Source organism: Tolumonas osonensis (assembly GCF_014202415.1).
GTDB classification, from domain to species: Bacteria; Pseudomonadota; Gammaproteobacteria; order Enterobacterales; family Aeromonadaceae; genus Tolumonas; species Tolumonas osonensis.
On record NZ_JACHGR010000008.1, the window covers coordinates 182,164 to 199,608 of the forward strand.

At 50.0% G+C, this 17,445-nt stretch carries 17 protein-coding genes and 1 pseudogene; 6 read left to right on the top strand and 12 right to left on the bottom strand.

Annotation, left to right across the window (positions count from 1 at the left end; all coding sequences use genetic code 11):
- The first annotated feature begins 9 nt into the window (after positions 1 to 9).
- Positions 10 to 1,080, top strand: a complete 1,071-nt coding sequence (locus HNR75_RS12445; RefSeq protein WP_188027305.1) for an AI-2E family transporter — start codon at positions 10 to 12, stop codon at positions 1,078 to 1,080.
- Here HNR75_RS12445 and HNR75_RS12450 read toward each other — a convergent pair whose 3' ends face one another.
- Positions 1,081 to 1,992: a LysR family transcriptional regulator gene (locus HNR75_RS12450; protein ID WP_188027306.1), complete on the bottom strand. Its 912-nt coding sequence runs from the start codon at positions 1,990 to 1,992 to the stop codon at positions 1,081 to 1,083.
- A gap of 170 nt (positions 1,993 to 2,162) precedes the next feature.
- On the opposite strand from HNR75_RS12450, the gene HNR75_RS12455 reads away from it, so the two are divergent.
- Positions 2,163 to 2,474 carry a copper-binding protein gene (locus HNR75_RS12455; protein WP_188027307.1) on the top strand — a complete coding sequence of 104 codons (312 nt, stop codon included), beginning with the start codon at positions 2,163 to 2,165 and terminating at the stop codon, positions 2,472 to 2,474.
- Between the two features lie 83 nt (positions 2,475 to 2,557).
- Positions 2,558 to 2,776, top strand: a complete 219-nt coding sequence (locus HNR75_RS12460; protein ID WP_188027308.1) for a DUF3820 family protein — start codon at positions 2,558 to 2,560, stop codon at positions 2,774 to 2,776.
- A 95-nt stretch (positions 2,777 to 2,871) separates the two neighbouring features.
- Here the strand turns inward: HNR75_RS12460 and tkt are convergent, their stop codons facing one another.
- From tkt to pdxA, 6 genes and pseudogenes are all read right to left on the bottom strand, one after another.
- Positions 2,872 to 4,878 carry a transketolase gene (gene tkt / locus HNR75_RS12465; protein WP_188027309.1) on the bottom strand — a complete coding sequence of 669 codons (2,007 nt, stop codon included), beginning with the start codon at positions 4,876 to 4,878 and terminating at the stop codon, positions 2,872 to 2,874.
- A gap of 18 nt (positions 4,879 to 4,896) precedes the next feature.
- On the bottom strand, positions 4,897 to 5,853 hold the full coding sequence (gene tal / locus HNR75_RS12470; protein ID WP_343043282.1) for a transaldolase: 957 nt from the start codon (positions 5,851 to 5,853) through the stop codon (positions 4,897 to 4,899).
- Positions 5,854 to 5,874: 21 nt separating this feature from the next.
- Positions 5,875 to 6,333, bottom strand: a complete 459-nt coding sequence (gene rpiB / locus HNR75_RS12475) for a ribose 5-phosphate isomerase B (protein ID WP_188027311.1) — start codon at positions 6,331 to 6,333, stop codon at positions 5,875 to 5,877.
- A gap of 61 nt (positions 6,334 to 6,394) precedes the next feature.
- A pseudogene (locus tag HNR75_RS12480) lies at positions 6,395 to 7,380 on the bottom strand (2-keto-3-deoxygluconate permease).
- A 106-nt stretch (positions 7,381 to 7,486) separates the two neighbouring features.
- Positions 7,487 to 9,202 (bottom strand): four-carbon acid sugar kinase family protein, encoded by a 1,716-nt coding sequence (locus tag HNR75_RS12485; RefSeq protein ID WP_188027312.1) that lies wholly within the window; start codon positions 9,200 to 9,202, stop codon positions 7,487 to 7,489.
- Positions 9,203 to 9,229: 27 nt separating this feature from the next.
- Positions 9,230 to 10,237 (bottom strand): 4-hydroxythreonine-4-phosphate dehydrogenase PdxA, encoded by a 1,008-nt coding sequence (gene pdxA / locus HNR75_RS12490; protein ID WP_188027313.1) that lies wholly within the window; start codon positions 10,235 to 10,237, stop codon positions 9,230 to 9,232.
- 293 nt (positions 10,238 to 10,530) lie between these two features.
- On the opposite strand from pdxA, the gene HNR75_RS12495 reads away from it, so the two are divergent.
- From HNR75_RS12495 to HNR75_RS12505, 3 genes are all read left to right on the top strand, one after another.
- Positions 10,531 to 11,319: a triose-phosphate isomerase gene (locus tag HNR75_RS12495; protein WP_188027314.1), complete on the top strand. Its 789-nt coding sequence runs from the start codon at positions 10,531 to 10,533 to the stop codon at positions 11,317 to 11,319.
- Between the two features lie 32 nt (positions 11,320 to 11,351).
- Positions 11,352 to 12,317 carry a sugar-binding transcriptional regulator gene (locus HNR75_RS12500; RefSeq protein WP_188027315.1) on the top strand — a complete coding sequence of 322 codons (966 nt, stop codon included), beginning with the start codon at positions 11,352 to 11,354 and terminating at the stop codon, positions 12,315 to 12,317.
- A gap of 275 nt (positions 12,318 to 12,592) precedes the next feature.
- On the top strand, positions 12,593 to 13,279 hold the full coding sequence (locus HNR75_RS12505) for a DNA-binding protein (protein WP_188027316.1): 687 nt from the start codon (positions 12,593 to 12,595) through the stop codon (positions 13,277 to 13,279).
- Between the two features lie 82 nt (positions 13,280 to 13,361).
- Here HNR75_RS12505 and mnmE read toward each other — a convergent pair whose 3' ends face one another.
- The 5 genes from mnmE to rpmH all read right to left on the bottom strand — a co-directional run bounded on the left by mnmE (position 13,362) and on the right by rpmH (position 17,209).
- Positions 13,362 to 14,723 (bottom strand): tRNA uridine-5-carboxymethylaminomethyl(34) synthesis GTPase MnmE, encoded by a 1,362-nt coding sequence (mnmE, locus tag HNR75_RS12510; protein ID WP_188027317.1) that lies wholly within the window; start codon positions 14,721 to 14,723, stop codon positions 13,362 to 13,364.
- Positions 14,724 to 14,838: 115 nt separating this feature from the next.
- Positions 14,839 to 16,488 (bottom strand): membrane protein insertase YidC, encoded by a 1,650-nt coding sequence (yidC, locus tag HNR75_RS12515; protein WP_188027318.1) that lies wholly within the window; start codon positions 16,486 to 16,488, stop codon positions 14,839 to 14,841.
- Between the two features lie 3 nt (positions 16,489 to 16,491).
- Complete coding sequence (gene yidD / locus HNR75_RS12520) at positions 16,492 to 16,749, bottom strand: membrane protein insertion efficiency factor YidD (protein WP_188027319.1); 258 nt, start codon at positions 16,747 to 16,749, stop codon at positions 16,492 to 16,494.
- Positions 16,716 to 17,072 (bottom strand): ribonuclease P protein component, encoded by a 357-nt coding sequence (gene rnpA / locus HNR75_RS12525; protein WP_188027320.1) that lies wholly within the window; start codon positions 17,070 to 17,072, stop codon positions 16,716 to 16,718. Before rnpA ends, yidD begins: the two co-directional genes overlap by 34 nt.
- Entirely contained in the window at positions 17,072 to 17,209 is a 138-nt protein-coding gene (rpmH, locus tag HNR75_RS12530) for a 50S ribosomal protein L34 (protein ID WP_188027321.1), read from the bottom strand. The genes rnpA and rpmH overlap by 1 nt, the downstream gene beginning before the upstream one ends.
- Between the last annotated feature and the right edge of the window lie 236 nt (positions 17,210 to 17,445).

Genomic DNA, 17,445 nt, shown 5'->3' on the forward strand with positions numbered 1-17,445 from the left:
GCCGGAATCATGTCTTCCCGTTTGCAGGAATATACGCAGCCACTGATAGCCTTATTGTTACTGGTGGCGATTGTCTGGGCGGCCTTCATCGTGATTGCGCCGTTTCTGGTGGCCACGCTGTGGGCCATCATTCTGGTGTCGGCGACCTGGGATCAATTTGCCTGGCTGTCTGCGCGGCTGGGCGGTCGGGATGGGATCGCCGCGGTACTGGTGGTGGCGCTCATGCTGCTGTTTATCATCGTGCCGCTCGTGCTCGCTTCGGTGGAGTTTGCCCAGCAGCTGACGGTGCTGGCGCGGGAGCTGCAGCAACAGATAGAGTCGGGTGTCTGGCCGGCACTGCCGCAATGGCTGCTGGATTTACCTTATGCCGGCGAGTGGTTGCAGACCGAATGGCTGGGGCTGCAGCAGCAGGATCTGCAGGTGCTGACACAGTTAAAGGGTCTGGTGACACCGCTGGCCAGAATCATGCTGAGTGTTGCCGGGTCTTTTGGCGCCGGTATGCTGATGCTGCTGATCAGTCTGCTGATCGCCGGGGTGCTGTATGCACACGGCAATACGGTGCATCGCTGGGTGCTGGCATTCAGCCACAAGGTGGCACCACGGGAAGGGATCCGGCTGCTACATGTCGCGCACACAACGATTCGTGGCGTGGTTAATGGCTTTATCGGGGCGGCGATCGCGCAAGGCGCTTTTGCCTGGTTCGGTTATGCGATTGCCGGGGTACCGCATGCGTTGAGTCTGGGACTGGCGACCTGTCTGGTTTCGGTGATTCCGGGCGGACCGATGCTGCTATCGATTCCGGCGATTGGCTGGCTTTATCAGCAGGGCGCCATTGGCTGGGCCGGGTTCACGGCGGTATGGATCCTGTTTGCCGTTGGTTCCATTGATAACGTGGTGAAATCACTGGTGATTGGCCGCAGCAGTCCGTTGCCGATCGTGCTGATTCTGTTTGGTGTGGCCGGTGGCGCTATCGGTTTCGGGTTGCTGGGCGTGTTTCTGGGGCCGATTTTACTGGCGCTGGTTTATGCTTTGCTGAAAAACTGGGTGAATGCCGATCAATCTGAAACGACCGCCTCATGATCACCGGGCCGGGATCTGCCAGTCGGTGCCGGCCAGCTTTTCCGCCAGATAATCAATCAGCGTTTTTACTTTCAGCGACAGGTGTTTGCGTGACGGGTAGACCGCATGGATGCCGAAAGCGGGGCCGTGCCAGCCCCGGAGTATGGGTCGAAGTTTGCCTTCTTTCAGCTCGGAGACGATTTCAAACACCGGCAGCAGGGAAATGCCCTGACTGGCCAGGGTCAGAGCCCGGATCGTATCGCCGTTATTGGTGTGAATGCGCGGCTTCAGACTGACGCTGCATTTTTCGCCATCGGCCGACTGGAAGTGCCAGATATCGCCGGTAGGCAGATAGGAAAACGCAATGGTCTGATGCTGCACCAGTTCATCCGGTGTCGCCGGACAGCCGTGTTTTTCCAGATAAGCGTCGGTTGCGCACAGCAGCGGATAACTGTCGGCGAGACGCCGCGACACCAGTGTGGAGTCGGCCAGATTGCCGATACGGATAGCCAGATCAAAACCTTCTTCCAGTAAATCAATCCGGCGATCGGTCAGCTCGATATCCAGCGTCACGGCCGGATTGCGCTCCATGAATTCGGCCCATAAGGGCGCCAGATAACGGGTACCAAAGGAGAGTGGGGCATTGATACGGATATGACCGATCAACCGGCTGTTATGTGCACCGATTGCACTGTCGGCATCGTCGAGATCGGCTAAAATTTGTCTGGTGCGCTGATAATAATCCCGGCCGGCTTCAGTCAGCGCGATGCGCCGGGTCGAACGCTGCAGCAGGCGGACACCCAGATAGGTTTCCAGCTCCTGGATATAGCGTGATACAGCGGCTTTTGAGCTGTGCAGACGTTGCGCTGCCGCAACAAAACTACCACTTTCCACTACAGCGATCAGGGCATGCAGGCTACGCAGTCGATCCATGGATTGTTCCGGTTTCTGAAACAGTTAATTTTTATAAAAGCTATTTATCTGCGTCCGCTCAACGAATAAAGTGAGCTCATGCCAACGGAAAATGGTCACATGATTAAGAAGATCGTGCTGTGAGGGATCTCACAATGAATAACCAAAACTGATTTCCGGAGTTCCGAATTATGAAAAAGTCATTATCACGTATTACCGCCGTTGCTCTGTTCTCTCTGTTTGCGGCGACGGCAGCACAAGCAGCTGTCGAGACCTACCGTGCGCATGGTACCGTGCAACAGGTTGATGCGGCCAATGGTAAAGTCGTCCTGGCACAGGATGCGGTCACTGAACTGGGCTGGCCGGTCCGTACCATGACTTACAAGGTGCATGGCGACAAGACGCTGCAGGGTATCTCGGCTGGCCAGACCGTCGATGTGACCTTCACTACGACCTCACCTTATCAGGCTGCCATTCAATTCATTACCCCTGTTTCACAGTAACCGGGTTGTCTGCGGCGGGTCCTGTTACCGGCCGCAGCAATGATGGTATGCTTTTACGCTGACGTCATTGCCGGATCTGCCCCATGTTTACGCAACAACACCTGCTCCAGCTGGCCCGTACGCCGATGCCTTTCGGTAAATATCAAGGGCGGATGCTGATCGATCTTCCCGAAGAGTATCTGCTCTGGTTTGCCAAAAAGGGGTTTCCGCAGGGGGCGCTGGGGGAACTGATGGCGCTCTGTCTCGAGCTGAAGATAGAAGGGTTGGATAAGCTGATCAAACCGCTCAAACATCCGCAGTGAAACCGGATCTACCGGTTATCCTTTCCGGTCATTACACATGAAAAAGAGAAAGACTGTACGGGTCTTTCTCTTTTTAGTTATGTCTGCTTTTTTTGTTAACGTTTCAGCAATGCCAGCGCTTTTTCTGTCACATTCTCGGTGGTGAATCCAAACATCCGGAAGAGTTCATCCGCCGGGGCCGATTCACCAAACGTGGTCATACCGACCACATCGCCGTTTAAGCCAACGTATTTGTACCAGAAGTCGGCAATACCGGCTTCCACAGCCAGTCGGTTGCTGACCGCCGCCGGTAGAACCGATTCCCGGTAAGCGGCATCCTGACGATCAAACACCTCGGTGGCAGGCATGGAAACCACGCGGATCTGATATCCCTGCTGTGTCAGCTGGTCGGCGGCCTTCACGGCCAGTTCGACCTCAGAACCGGTTGCAATCAGGATCAAATCCGGGGTATTGCTGCAATCTTTAAGAATGTAACCACCACGGGAAACATTGGCCAGCTGCTCGGCGTTACGGCTCTGCTGCACCAGATTCTGACGTGAAAAGATCAAGGCAGAAGGGCCGGTCTGATGTTCAATGGCATAGCGCCAGGCCACTGCGGTTTCAACCTGATCACAAGGGCGCCAGGTGCTCATGTTGGGGGTCATGCGCAGTGAGGCCATTTGTTCAACCGGCTGGTGGGTTGGCCCATCTTCACCCAGACCGATAGAATCGTGGGTATAGACAAAAATCGCGCGTTGTTTCATTAACGCGGCCATACGTACCGCATTGCGCGCATATTCCATAAACATCAGGAAAGTGGCACCGTAAGGGATGAAGCCGCCGTGCAGGGTGATACCGTTCATGATGGCGGACATGCCGAACTCGCGGACACCATAATGAACATAGTTACCGGCCGGATCTTTATCCAGATCCACGCTGCCTGACCAGGTAGTCAGGTTGCTTGGACTGAGATCGGCGGATCCGCCCAGCATTTCCGGCAACAGACCGGCGATTTGTTCGATCGTATTCTGCGATGCTTTACGGCTGGCAATGCTGGCCGGGTTGTACTGCAGTTGCGAAATATAGTCGTCCATTTTGGCTGACCAGTCTTCCGGTAACTGTTTCTGTGTTCTGCGGGTAAATTCCCGGGCAAGTGCCGGATAAGCTTGCTGATACGCTGCAAACTTCTGATTCCAGGCTCTCTCTTTTGCGGCACCGGCTTCCTGAGCATTCCATGCCTGGTAAATCGCCTGTGGTACTTCAAAAGGAGAGAGGCTCCAGCCCAGTTGTTCCCGGGTTGCTGCGATTTCTTTATCACCTAAAGGTGCACCGTGACAGTCGTGAGAACCGGATTTATTCGGTGAACCAAAACCAATGACGGTTTTACACATCAGGATGGATGGCCGGTTGGTCTCGGCCTGGGCCAATTCAATCGCGGATTGGATAGATTCAGCATGATGGCCATCAATATCGCGGATCACATGCCAGCCATAGGATTCGAAACGTTTGGCGGTGTCATCGGTAAACCAGCCTTCCACATGACCGTCAATGGAGATGCCGTTGTCGTCGTAAAAAGCGATCAGTTTGCCGAGTTTCAGTGTGCCGGCAAGCGAACAGGCTTCGTGAGAAACACCTTCCATCAGGCAACCATCACCCATAAACACATAGGTGTAATGATCAACAATGTCGTGAGCCGGGCGGTTGAACTGTGCGGCCAGTGTTTTTTCGGCTAAAGCCATCCCAACGGCATTGGTGATGCCTTGGCCCAACGGACCGGTCGTCGTTTCAACACCCGGTGTATACCCCAATTCCGGGTGGCCGGGTGTTTTGGAATGCAATTGCCGGAATTGCCGTAAATCATCCAGTGAAAGATCATAGCCGGTCAGGTGCAACAAGCTGTACAACAGCATTGAACCGTGACCATTCGACAGAATAAAGCGATCCCGGTTGACCCAGTTCGGGTTGCCTGGATTATGATTCAGAAAGTCCCGCCACAGGACTTCTGCCATATCCGCCATGCCCATTGGCGCTCCCGGATGACCGGAGTTTGCTTTCTGGACACTGTCCATACTCAAAACACGAATCGCGTCTGCTAATTTGCGATGTGTATATTTGGTGCTCATGTTTCCCCCAGTCCTATTCTAAATGAGTGCTGAAATCATCTGTTCCAGTTTGATTTGATCGGCTGCGAATGCCCGGATACCTTCTGCCAGTTTTTCTACCGCCATGGCGTCACTGTTATGTTGCCAACGGAATTCGTCTTCCGTCATCGCGGCAGGACGCACTGCATTTGGGGTGCTGGTCGCGGTCAGTTTGCGGCTGACAGGCTGGTCGCTGGCGGTTAACTCGTCCAGAATTGCCGGGGAAATGGTTAAGCGGTCACAACCACACAAGGCGAGCACTTGTTCTTTTTTGCGGAAACTGGCGCCCATCACAACGGTGTTGTAGTGGTATTTTTTATAGTACTCATAGATAGCGCGGACTGATTTCACACCAGGATCGGTATCAGCAAGATAGTTTTCGGTTGGCTGATTTTTCTGATACCAGTCGTAAATACGACCCACAAAGGGTGAAATTAAAAACACACCGGCTTCAGCACAGGCGCGTGCCTGAGCAAAAGAAAAAATCAGTGTTAAGTTACAGTTGATACCTTCTTTTTCCAGTTCCTCTGCGGCCCGGATACCTTCCCAGGTGGCGGCGATTTTGATCAGAATGCGGGATTTATCGATCCCTTTTTCCTGATAAAGCGAGATCAGTTTTCGCGCTTTCTGAATACACTGGTTTTTGTTAAAAGAGAGGCGGGCATCCACTTCCGTTGATATCCGGCCCGGTACATATTTCAACACTTCGGCACCGATATTCACCGCGACTTGATCGCAGGCATTCATCAACATGGTTTCGTTGCTGCCGCCCAGTTCTTTCGCTGCATAGACGGCATTTTCAATCAGTTTTTTGTAGTGTGGTAACTGGGCCGCTTTTAACACCAGTGACGGATTTGTAGTTGCATCTTCAGGTGCAAATTGTTTGATGGAATCAATATCACCGGTATCAGCAACGACAATGGTATGTTTTTTTAATTCACTAAGCTGGCTCATAATATCTCCTTGACCAAATAATTATTATTTTTGGCAATAATGATCTTGGTAATAACTGATTCTATCTACTTTTGGTGCGGAGTTTCCGCCTTCGAATTCAGATTCAAACCAGGCGCTTAATATGTTTTTTGCAAGCTCGACACCAATAACGCGTGCACCCATGCAAATAATTTGCGCATTGTTGCTTTTACGTGCGCGTTCAGCAGAAAACGTGTCATGGCATTGTGCGGCACGAATACCCGGAACTTTATTGGCGGTAATGCTGACGCCAATCCCGGTACCACAAATTAAAATGCCACGTTCATGCTTTCCTTCTTTAATGGAGGTTGCAACATTATGTGCAACATCTGGATATAATTTATTGTCAGGGTTACGGTCGCTACTGTAATCGACAAATTCAATATGGTTAGCATTTAAATATTCAATAATTTTATTTCTGAAATCAAACGCAGCATCATCTGCACCAATCGCAATGGTAGTCATAATATTCATCCTTTATTTCGGGTTCAGGTCACCCAGATGAGTGACCTGGTTTGATATTTAATTACTGATGTGATGTCGCTGTTTCGGCATCTGGTAATTCTGTTCCGTATTTCTGTTTTAATTTCTTGTCGAAATAAGCAACCACCAGCGGTGCAATCAGCATGGTAATAATGCTGGCTGTCGCAAGCTGAGCGGTTGCTGACTGAACATAAACCTGTAGCGTCGGATCTGCTTGTGCAACCATGGCCGGTGTTAACGCTGAGCTGGCTGCTGTGGTTCCCAGTGCGGCACCCAGCGCAGTTTTCTTTTTCAGGAACAGGTTGTAAACGAAGTAGAAAATGACACCTGTACAAGCCGAGATCAGACCTAATACGATGCCTGATAACCCTGCGGTAAAGACAGTGTTCATACTGGAGTTCGCACCAATCGCAAACGACATGATGATGATGACCAGTGGTTGAGACGCGGCACACAACTGCTTGAATTTTTCATCCACATTTCCCCAAACCATGCCAATCAGCAGAGGAATAATCATGGATAACAGCGCAGCAAAAGGAATGTTCGCCAGTCCGCTTACGCCAAGCACAACCATGGTGACAAAAGGACCGTCTTTGATACAGAAGACAGAGATTGCCCCCGCATCACTGGAGTCGCCATAGTTGCTGCATAATGCGATATAAAGAGAACTGTTAGAGCTGGTAATACAGGCCACCAAGGCAAGCATCGAAATACCAATGAATCCTTCAGGTCCTAATAATGAACCGATGCCATACACGACAATCCCGCCCGCGATGACTTTCATCATTAATAACACGCCACCTTTATAAAGTGGTAAACCTCCTGTTTAATATTAATCGATGATCCACAAATCAGGAGGAATATCCCCATCATCGCACTTGAACCACTTTTGAATAGTGCTGTTGTTGGGCCGCCTATTTTTAATAGATCAGGGAAAAAAGTATTAATCAAAATTGCTGCCATCAGTGGAATGATAATTAAACCACCTGGCACTTTGTTCATTTTTTCAAAAATATTTATATTAGCCATGTATTCCTCACAAAGAGAAATTCATCGAATTTCTCGTTAACGGTTGTGTGTTGTTGTGTGAGTCAATTGATTTAAAGGTAAAACGGCCAACCTTATTACTGCAAAATCAAGCTGATTCTTTATAAATGTTATCGACAATTTGTTCGATAATGTTATCCGGCCCAGTCAGACCACCTTTCCCGATACAAACCATTCCTTCATACTCACCCCCAATAATCCGGACTAAATCAGTTTGTGGAATAACGTAATCGACCATTTCAATGCCTTTGGCGCCTAAATGTTTTAAGACATTCACCATGGTGTCGCCACCGGTCATGTAAATACCCTTAACATCACCACTATCCTGTTGCAGGATGTTTTTGACGATTTTGCCTAAACCACAGTTAATATTGGCTGCTGCCTGGCCTGCAGGGAGGAAGAATTTGGATTCTTCTTCTTTCAAGTCAAGCACACGGCCGGTTAATGCAGATTCAAAGACAAAAATTGAATTCCGGCGATTCGTGATTTGATTGCGTGCCTGCTCAACCACACGATTAATTTCGATGTCGGCGGAGTTTGCGCTATCAATCAGCAGTTCAGCGTCAACCGGGATGTGACAAACCCGCTTATCGGTTTCGAGCAAGCGCCCAAGCTGGCGTTTTGTCACCGGGCTCGCACTACCAGCAACAATGACAATCGAACCGCTCTGGCTTTCACGTGGAATGGCTTGTTTTTGGTTGAACCGTTCCTGTTTTGCCATATCACGGGCATAGGCCAGACGTTCGGTAAACGGACCAGGATCGACACACAATACATTCCAGTTCAGTTGAACTACCGCATTGGCAATCGTTTCAACATCATCCATCGAGATGGCATCGACAACCAGGACACGAGCACCTTGATTGCGTTTGGTTTGCATGGTTTTCGCGACCGAATCGGTACCAGCCAAAACCTGAGTCAGGGAAACATGATCAACCTGGTATTCTGTCTGACGGGCAATCAGATCAGGTACATAAGTTTCCGTCACCGGGGTACGCACATCTTTCGCCACATCCGTTTTAGACAACGCGACGCAATCGATCACCGAGAAACCACCCACCACAATACGACGAGATTGCGGCATTGCAGGCACCACTACGGCCATCGTATCTGCAGGCAGATTGTGCAACATGGCATCAATTTCATACCCAATCCCGCCACGCATGGTGGTATCGATACGTTTTGAGAAGTAAGTCGCGCCCTTTTCTTTTAACAGCTGGATGGCTGCAGAAACGCGGGACTGTGCCTGCTCTTTTGGTAACGGACGGCTGTCACTGCTCAGTACCATCGCCTGATAGTCTTTATTGACCTCCTGCAACGATTCCACATCAAAGAATGCTGCGGTTTCTACACCGGAACGCGCCAGCAGAACGCCGACTGTGGTTGCGCCTGTCAGGTCATCTGAGACGATCCCGATTTTTTCGTTTACACCACGTTCATTTATTTTTGTGATGTTTTCCGGGCGTACATCGGATACATAAATAGATTCCGTGATGTATTGCGCCAATGGGCCGGATTTTCCGGTGGCATGCAGGTTGATGGTCGGGATCCCGCGTTTCGGATACAGACCACAGCGCAGGGTACCGCCACAATCAATGACCGCGATCCCGATTTCAGTTTCTGGCGGTTCACCCTGTTTGAAGACATCCACCGCTTCCCAGCCAGTGAGACTTTCCAGTTTTTCCACCACCGCTGGCTTATTACCACCCGTGATGTATGTGATTTTCTTATTATTTTCGATCCGGACCTTGAGTGGACCACCCCAACCATCAACGCCTTTATGAATTTCCAGATATTTATCCATAGTCAGTGCCTTGTCTGAAATCAACGGTTATTGGTTTTTCATTTTCCAGTACTGCGCAGCTCTGAGAGTCGATTCAATCATGCTGATTGAACCTGCTTTACCTGTGCCTGCGATATCAAAAGCAGTGCCGTGATCGACAGAGCTACGCATGAATGGCAAGCCAAAAGTAATGGTGATCGAACGTTCAAAATCGAGGGTCTTACAAGCGATATGCCCTTGATCGTGATAGAGGGAAAGAATGGCGTCGTAATTGCCTAATTTACCAAGGTGGAAGACGGAATCGGCCGGCACCGGACCAATGGCATTAATGCCTTTTTCCTTTGCTGCCTGCACGGCAGGGATCAGATGGTCTTTTTCTTCATGACCGAACAAACCATTGTCTGAACCGTGTGGATTCAGTGCTGCGACCGCAATGCGTGGGTTTTTGATATTCAGTGCGGTAAATTCTTTATTAATTTGCTCAACACAGGCGAGCACACGCTCTTTATTGGCGTAGTCGCAAGCATCTTTCACGGACATGTGACGGCTGACAAAGAAAACGCGCAGGTTACGGGTATGAAACATGGTCAGACCATAGTCTGAATTGGTTTCGTGTTGATAGATCTCGGTATGCCCCGGATGTTTACACCCAACCAGTTTGATCGCTTCTTTATGAATAGGGGCTGTGGAAACCACATCGATTTCCTTGTTCATGCCCAGTTCAATCGATTTCATGACATAGTCATAGGACATTTGCCCAGCCAATTTCTGAACTTTACCCCATTCGATGCTGTTGCAATCGTAAGGACCGGTTTCCAGAACATCGATGGTGCCAAACTCGAATTTTCCTTCAGACGGTTTGCTGATTTTGTTTACTTTGAAATCGCATTTATTGATGTTCATTGCGCGTTCAATAATCGGCACCGAACCAATCAGAAATGGTTTGCATTCGTTATAGATTTCTTCTGATTGCATGGTTGCTACACAGATTTCAGGACCAATCCCTGCTGGGTCACCCAAAGTCACTGCGACTACAGGTTTTCTTGTTGAAGACATACAAACTTCCTCTATCGTTCGTTGGTGTTTGATAAAACGTTCATTACATGAACTTTTGTTATATTCAGTTTGTCGGTGTAACGATAAAATTTAATCGACCTGGATCACAAAAATCCCTACAAAATGCAGGGCGGAGAGATTTTGTGAGATCGATCAAATAAACAAATGACCGAATATATGTTTTGTATAAAAACAAATGTTCATGAAATGGTGAGGCATATCACTTTTATTTGTAGGGGTTCTGATTACCGTAAAAACACGAAAAATTTTTCAGGTATGACAGGAGCAGAGTCATGAAACAATATTGGGTTGGTACAAGCTGGAAAATGAACAAAACACTGGCCGAAGCGTTGGATTTTTGTGAGATATTACAAATACATAAAAACAATATTCCGAATTTTATCCAGCCATTTGTGATCCCGCCGTTTACCACTGTCAGAGAGGTAACGCGCCAAATCAGTCAGCAAGAAATACGGTGTTTAACTGGTGTGCAAAATATGCATTTTGCGGAAGAAGGGGCGTTTACCGGCGAAATTTCCCCCCGCATGGTGACCGAAACGGGCGCGACATTGGTTGAAATCGGGCATTCAGAGCGCCGGGCATACTTTGGCGAAACGGATATCACTGTGAACAAAAAAGTGCATGCCGCCTTAAATCATCAGCTTCGTCCGCTGGTGTGCGTGGGGGATGAGTTGTCTGAAAAACAATGGGGCGCCTCTGCAGAGACGGTGATCAGACAAATGAAAGCAGCCTTATATCAGGTTGCGGAACAAGATGTGCCGAAAGTCATTCTGGCGTATGAGCCCGTATGGGCCATTGGCGATGGTGGTATCCCTGCTACCGCAGAAGAAGCTGCCTATGTGCACGATGCAATGCGTCAGGCGCTGATAACGATGTATGGCGCAGAAATTGCGGAGAAAGTGACGCTACTTTATGGCGGAAGTGTTAATCTTAACAATTCATTAGAGCTCATCAGCCAGCAAAATATCGACGGTTTGTTTGTAGGTCGATCCGCCTGGAATGCAAATGGTTTTTGTGCGTTACTTGATAAAGTCGCTCAGTTTCTGGCTCAAAAACCCTAATTCCCAATACCGATAGCTAAGGAGGTCCGTTCATGGCAGAGAGTGATTCTGACAATGAACTGCTAACAGAAATTGCGATTGCGTATTATGAAAATGAGCAGACTCAGGAAGAGATAGCACAACGATTTGGTATTTCCCGTATCAAGGTTGGGCGTTTGCTGAAAAAAGCGCGTACGGAAGGCATTGTCGAAATTAATGTGAAATATCATCCGGTGTTCAGTTCCAATATTGAACAGCAACTGATTGATAAATTTGGCATTAAGAGAGCATTAATCGCGGTCGACCATCGGGATGAGGATGAACAACGCCAACTGGTAGCGGCGCTGGTTACCAATTACCTTTCCAGTGTACTGAAAAATGGGATGTCAGTGACGGTCGGTCAGGGCAGAAATGTGGCTGCGATTGCGGCGCATGTGGGTATTTTCCCGGAGCGCCAATGCAAATTTATCTGTGGGATTGGCGGTACGCATCGCGATGGCGAAATGATCGATAGCGATCATATCAGCCGGCATTTAGCGAAAAAGTTTAATGCCAGTAGCGAAACGTTATATGCCCCGGCGTATGTCGAAAACCGGGAAATGAAACAAGTATTCATGCAAAACCGGTTGATCAAAGACACGCTCGAAAAAGCAGCGAAAGCGGATATTGCGCTCGTTGGTTTGGGAGATATGAATGAAAATAGCTATATGGTCCAGTTAGGCTGGTTTACCTCGCAGGAAATCATGTCTGCACGCATGGATCTGGGGGTTGTCGGTGATATTGCCGGTTATAGCTTTATTGATATTCATGGCAAGCCGGTGGATACCGTCATGAATGATCGTGTCATTGGGCTTAGTCTTGAAGAATTAAGACATATTCCCTGTGTCATTGCGATCGCATCTGAAAACACCAAAGCGATGGCCATTTTAGCGGCCTTACGTTCCGGTGTGATTGATATTATTGCTACCAGTGCCTCTAACGCACGGACTGTGCTGAATCTGCAGCAGCAGGCGGGATAATCCAGGTTCTCCGAAAGGCATCTACGGATGCCTTTCCTTTTCCGCTCAGCATCCATCTTCCGGCCATTGTTTTACGTCACGTGAGCCTTTTTCTGATGTTCATATTTCCTTTGCATTGTCCGGCTAGGATCGTGATGTGATGGACTCAATGATTCTGACATTGTTATTGGTTTAACCAATGCGTATTTGTATATGTAACAGCTATACTTGATGTCATTTGATTCTCTCTCAGTACTTATAATTCATTAAATTAATAACCGGGTAACAGAATGAATATGACTATAACGCAAGATCAGGTGAATGCGGCTGCGGATGCTATCTGTGCTGAAGGCAACAAACCCACCGTTCTGGATGTCCGTAAGCGCCTGAAGGCTGGTTCGATGTCTGAAATCTGGCGTTTCTTTCAGGTATGGCAATCGATACAGGCGACCTCGGATGAACCGGAGTTTTCTGTTTCTGGCGAATTACAGCGCACATTAGAAGAGTTTATTACCCGGCAGGTCGCTGCGGTCAAAACGCAGCTTTCTCAGGACATTGACGTTTTACGTCAGACTAATACTGAGCTGATGGCAGAAATTGATCAGCTGACGCAGCAGTTAACACAGCAAACAGCGGAGTTAAATTCAGCCCGGACCATCAAGGATGAAGTGACTGGCCGGTTTGATCAGCTGAATGCCGAACTGAAACGGGCGCAGCAGGAGATCGAAATCGAAAAAGAGTCTGCAACGCATTCCAGAATGGAACTGGTCAAAGTGCAACTGAAACTGGAGTCAGTGCCACGTCTGGAGGCTGATCTGGATCAGCTGTATAAGAATCTGGAGCAGGAGCGGGTGGCCAAGATGAATGCCGAGCACGATGCGAAAACGCTGGCAGCCAAACTGGAAATTGAAACGGCTGCCCGTAAAAAGGCAGAAAGTGATTTACTGGAACAGATCCGCGGTAAGAATGAGCAACCAGCCTGAGCCGAAACTGATCTATAACCGGTCTGTGTGGAACAAAAAAGGAGTCTTAAGACTCCTTTTTCTATGGTGCCGGGGCAGCGATTTACTTCCCGATGCAGAATGAGGAGAAGATCCGACCCAGTAGGTCATCGGCACTGAAGGCGCCGGTAATTTCGCTTAACGCTTCCTGCGCCAGCCGCAGTTCTTCGGCCACCAGCTCACCGGCAAGATAGACCTCCAGTTGCACTTTCGCTTCTTCCAGTCGTTCGGAGGCCCGTTCAATGGCATCCAGATGGCGGCGGCGGGCAATAAATCCGCCTTCCAGCGTACTCTGGAAGCCCATGCAGGCCTTCAGGTGTTCCCGCAGCGCATCCAGTCCTAAACCGGTCTTAGCGGAGATTGGATAGACAGCATAGCCAGCTTCCTCGCTGACGGTCAGTTCTTCACCGGTCAGGTCGGCTTTATTGCGTACTACGGTGATACCGAGGTTTTCCGGTAACCGATCCACAAAATCCGGCCAGATATCATGCGGATCACGCGCATCGGTAGTGGTGCCGTCAACCATGAACAGGACGCGGTCGGCCTGTTCGATTTCCGCCCAGGCGCGTTCAATACCAATTTTTTCCACGGTATCGTCAGTATCACGCAGACCGGCAGTATCAATGATATGCAGCGGCATGCCATCCAGATGAATATGCTCGCGCAACACATCGCGGGTGGTACCGGCAATTTCAGTGACGATCGCGGATTCGCGGCCAGCCAGCGCATTCAGCAGGCTGGATTTACCGGCATTCGGGCGGCCGGCAATCACGACTTTCATGCCGTCACGTAACAGCGCACCCTGCTGTGCCTCGCGTTTAACCTGTGCCAGATCAGCCATTACACCGTACAGGGCATTCGCAATTTTGCCGTCGGAGAGAAAATCGATCTCCTCTTCCGGAAAATCTATCGCGGCTTCCACATAAATGCGCAGGTTCGTCAGGGAATCAACCAGCTGGTGGATTCGAGTGGAAAATTCCCCCTGCAGTGACTGCATTGCCGAGCGGGCGGCCTGTTCGCTGGTGGCTTCAATCAGATCGGCAATAGCTTCTGCCTGAGCCAGATCCAGCTTGTCATTCATAAAGGCACGTTCAGAGAATTCACCGGGACGGGCAAGACGAACACCATTTATCGTCAGTATACGGCGCAGCAGCATGTCCAGTACCACCGGACCACCATGCCCCTGCAATTCCAGCACATCTTCGCCGGTGAAGCTGTAAGGCGCCTTGAACAGCAATGCAATGCCCTGATCCAGCGCTCTGCCATCCGCATCACAAAACGGCAGCAGCTCGGCATGGCGCACTTTCGGTATTTTACCCAGCACTTCCTCCGCCACTTTGGTACATAACGGGCCGGAAATACGCAGGATACCAATCCCCCCGCGGCCGGGTGGAGTAGCGAGCGCGACGATAGTCTCTGTGTGCATGATGATTCTCGGAATAAGGTACTTTCTGAAATTGTAATGAATAAAACGGCGAATGCCGAATAGAAAAAGCCCCGCACACAGGGCGGGGCTTAAGTAAGGCTAACCGGCAGAAAAATTATTTCTTGCGGGTATGCAAGCCTTTTTTCTCCAGCTGACGGAAGATCAGCGTCTGCTGGGTAATGGTCACAAGGTTACTCACCACCCAGTACAGGGTCAGACCGGACGGGAACCACAGGAACATGAAAGTGAAGATGATTGGCATAAACTGCATCACTTTCTGTTGCATCGGGTCGGTAACGGTGGTCGGGCTCATTTTCTGGATGTACCACATGGTGGCACCCATCAGCAGCGGCAACACGTAGTACGGATCTTTAACCGACAGGTCAGTCAGCCACAGCGCAAATGGCGCATGACGCAGTTCTACAGACTCCATCAGGGTCCAGTACAATGCGATGAAGATAGGCATCTGGATCAGCAGCGGGAAGCAGCCGCCCAGCGGGTTTACTTTCTCTTCTTTGTACAGCTCCATCATCGCCTGAGACATTTTCTGGCGGTCATCGCCTAAACGCTCACGCAGTGCCGTCAGTTTCGGCTGCAGCAGACGCATTTTCGCCATGGAGGTGTACTGGGCTTTTGACAGCGGGTACATCACACCACGGACAATCATGGTGATCAGGATGATGGCCACACCCCAGTTACCCACCAGACCGTGCAGGAACTGCAGCAGCTGGAACAGTGGCTGAGCAATGAACCACAGGTAACCGTAGTCAACGGTCAGATCCAGATGCTGCGCAACCGCCGCCATCTGATCCTGCAGTTTCGGACCAATCCACAGGCTGGTACCAACAACGGCTTCACTATTGGCAGCAATGGTGGTCAGCGGCAGTTTGACACCGATAATCGCTTCACCACTGTCTTTGGCGTCAGCGTTCACATTCACCGCTTTGCCGTAAATGTGGTTCTGCGCGTCGGCTTTACCGGTCCAGGCAGTCACGAAGTAGTGCTGCAGCATGCCGGCCCAGCCAGCCTGGGTGGCCACATCCAGTTTGGACTCACCGATGTCAGCAAAGTTTACTTTTTCATAACGCTGTTCAGCGGAGGAGTAGGCGGCACCATGGAAGGCGCTGGCCATCATTCCCGGGGTGCTGCTGCCTTCCGGCGCGGCAATCGTCTGTTTCAGCTGACCATAGAACTGAACTTCCAGAGGCTGGGCAGACAGGTTTTTCACCTGATAATCCACGCCGATCGCATAACTGTCGCGTTTCAAAACAAAGCGCTTGGTGAATACGTTGCCTTTGGCATCGGTATACACCATTGGTACTACCAGTTCATCCTTGCCTTCAGCCAGAATGAATTCAGTACCTTCGGCGGTATACACCGGACGTTCCGCCTGGTTATCAACACCGTCACGACCAATCAGACCACTCTGGGCAACATATTGGCGCTGAGGTTTCTTTTCCAGCAGTACGAAGGGTTTGTCTGACCCCTGGGTTTCAGTCTGTTTCAGCAGTTTGGCTTCAACAATATCACCGCCCAGTGTATCCACAGTCAGTTCCAGCACATCAGAACGCAACGTCAGCAATGCATGTTTCGCACTGGTGGCCTCGTTTTGATTCGGAACATCACCGGTGGATGAGGTCGGGACAGAACTTTCCGCGGTCGCCGGGGTTGCAGGTTTCGGGGCCTTATCAACCATCCAGCTCTGCCAGAGCATGAAGGTGACCAGCAATAAGCCGATCAGGAGGAGATTACGTTGAGGTTGCATAGTTTATTTTCTTCGCTTCGATTGCTTAGGTTGCGGAACCGGATCATGGCCGCCTGAATGTAAAGGGTGACATTTTAATAGACGTTTGCCACCTAACCAAATGCCTTTTATGAGACCGTGCAGGCAAATCGCATCAATCATGTATTGAGAACAGGTTGGTGTAAAGCGGCAACGCGGGCCAAGAAGCGGACTAATGACCCACTGATAGACTCTTATGAGTGCAACGGCTAGCTTTTGCTGCGGCGAGCGAGGGTGCGCCATAGCTTGTCCAGCAGTTGTAATAAAGCAGGGTTATCCAGATCGCGAATACCTGATTTGGCAATCACCACAATATCAATGGGCGGCAGTTCGTGCTGATGCAGACGAAAGCTTTCACGTACCAGACGTTTTACCCGGTTACGCCATACCGCACGTTTTAATGCTTTTTTAGGTATAGCCAAACCCAGACGGGGATGCGTCAGTTCGTTTTGTATTGCCAGCAGAGTGAGATGTGGAGAAGATGCGCGCACAGGCTGCGCGAAGACTTTCTGGAAGGTTTCGGGAGTTAACAGACGTAACTCCCGAGGAAAGGTTTGCTTGACCATTAAGCAGTGGTCAGGCGAGCACGACCTTTAGCGCGACGAGCTGCCAGAACTTTGCGGCCGCCCTTGGTTGCCATGCGAGCACGGAAACCGTGGTTGCGGGCACGTTTCAGTACTGAAGGTTGGAAAGTACGTTTCATAGCTATAATCCGTGAATTAACTGTACAGATTTGATACTGCCGCCCATCGACGCGCCGATGATATGGCGAAAGCATCAATTCAAAGAGGCCGGATTTTAAACAGATAACGGGTATACGTCAATCGGCCAGTCTAAAACCGGCAGCAAGAGACGCAAGAAATCGTTGTTTTATCCGGATCCCCGTAAAAAAACACCACGATCCAGCAGGATCGTGGCCGGCGATTATATCGGTTTATG

Excerpts from the sequence above, each read along its gene's own strand:
- HNR75_RS12445 (WP_188027305.1), top strand. The coding sequence starts at position 10 with ATGTCTTCCCGTTTGCAGGAATATACGCAGCCACTGATAGCCTTATTG.
- HNR75_RS12450 (WP_188027306.1), bottom strand. The coding sequence starts at position 1,992 with ATGGATCGACTGCGTAGCCTGCATGCCCTGATCGCTGTAGTGGAAAGT.
- HNR75_RS12455 (WP_188027307.1), top strand. The coding sequence starts at position 2,163 with ATGAAAAAGTCATTATCACGTATTACCGCCGTTGCTCTGTTCTCTCTG.
- HNR75_RS12460 (WP_188027308.1), top strand. The coding sequence starts at position 2,558 with ATGTTTACGCAACAACACCTGCTCCAGCTGGCCCGTACGCCGATGCCT.
- tkt (WP_188027309.1), bottom strand. The coding sequence starts at position 4,878 with ATGAGCACCAAATATACACATCGCAAATTAGCAGACGCGATTCGTGTT.
- rpiB (WP_188027311.1), bottom strand. The coding sequence starts at position 6,333 with ATGACTACCATTGCGATTGGTGCAGATGATGCTGCGTTTGATTTCAGA.
- HNR75_RS12485 (WP_188027312.1), bottom strand. The coding sequence starts at position 9,202 with ATGGATAAATATCTGGAAATTCATAAAGGCGTTGATGGTTGGGGTGGT.
- pdxA (WP_188027313.1), bottom strand. The coding sequence starts at position 10,237 with ATGTCTTCAACAAGAAAACCTGTAGTCGCAGTGACTTTGGGTGACCCA.
- HNR75_RS12495 (WP_188027314.1), top strand. The coding sequence starts at position 10,531 with ATGAAACAATATTGGGTTGGTACAAGCTGGAAAATGAACAAAACACTG.
- HNR75_RS12500 (WP_188027315.1), top strand. The coding sequence starts at position 11,352 with ATGGCAGAGAGTGATTCTGACAATGAACTGCTAACAGAAATTGCGATT.
- HNR75_RS12505 (WP_188027316.1), top strand. The coding sequence starts at position 12,593 with ATGACTATAACGCAAGATCAGGTGAATGCGGCTGCGGATGCTATCTGT.
- mnmE (WP_188027317.1), bottom strand. The coding sequence starts at position 14,723 with ATGCACACAGAGACTATCGTCGCGCTCGCTACTCCACCCGGCCGCGGG.
- yidC (WP_188027318.1), bottom strand. The coding sequence starts at position 16,488 with ATGCAACCTCAACGTAATCTCCTCCTGATCGGCTTATTGCTGGTCACC.
- yidD (WP_188027319.1), bottom strand. The coding sequence starts at position 16,749 with ATGGCGCACCCTCGCTCGCCGCAGCAAAAGCTAGCCGTTGCACTCATA.
- rnpA (WP_188027320.1), bottom strand. The coding sequence starts at position 17,072 with ATGGTCAAGCAAACCTTTCCTCGGGAGTTACGTCTGTTAACTCCCGAA.
- rpmH (WP_188027321.1), bottom strand. The coding sequence starts at position 17,209 with ATGAAACGTACTTTCCAACCTTCAGTACTGAAACGTGCCCGCAACCAC.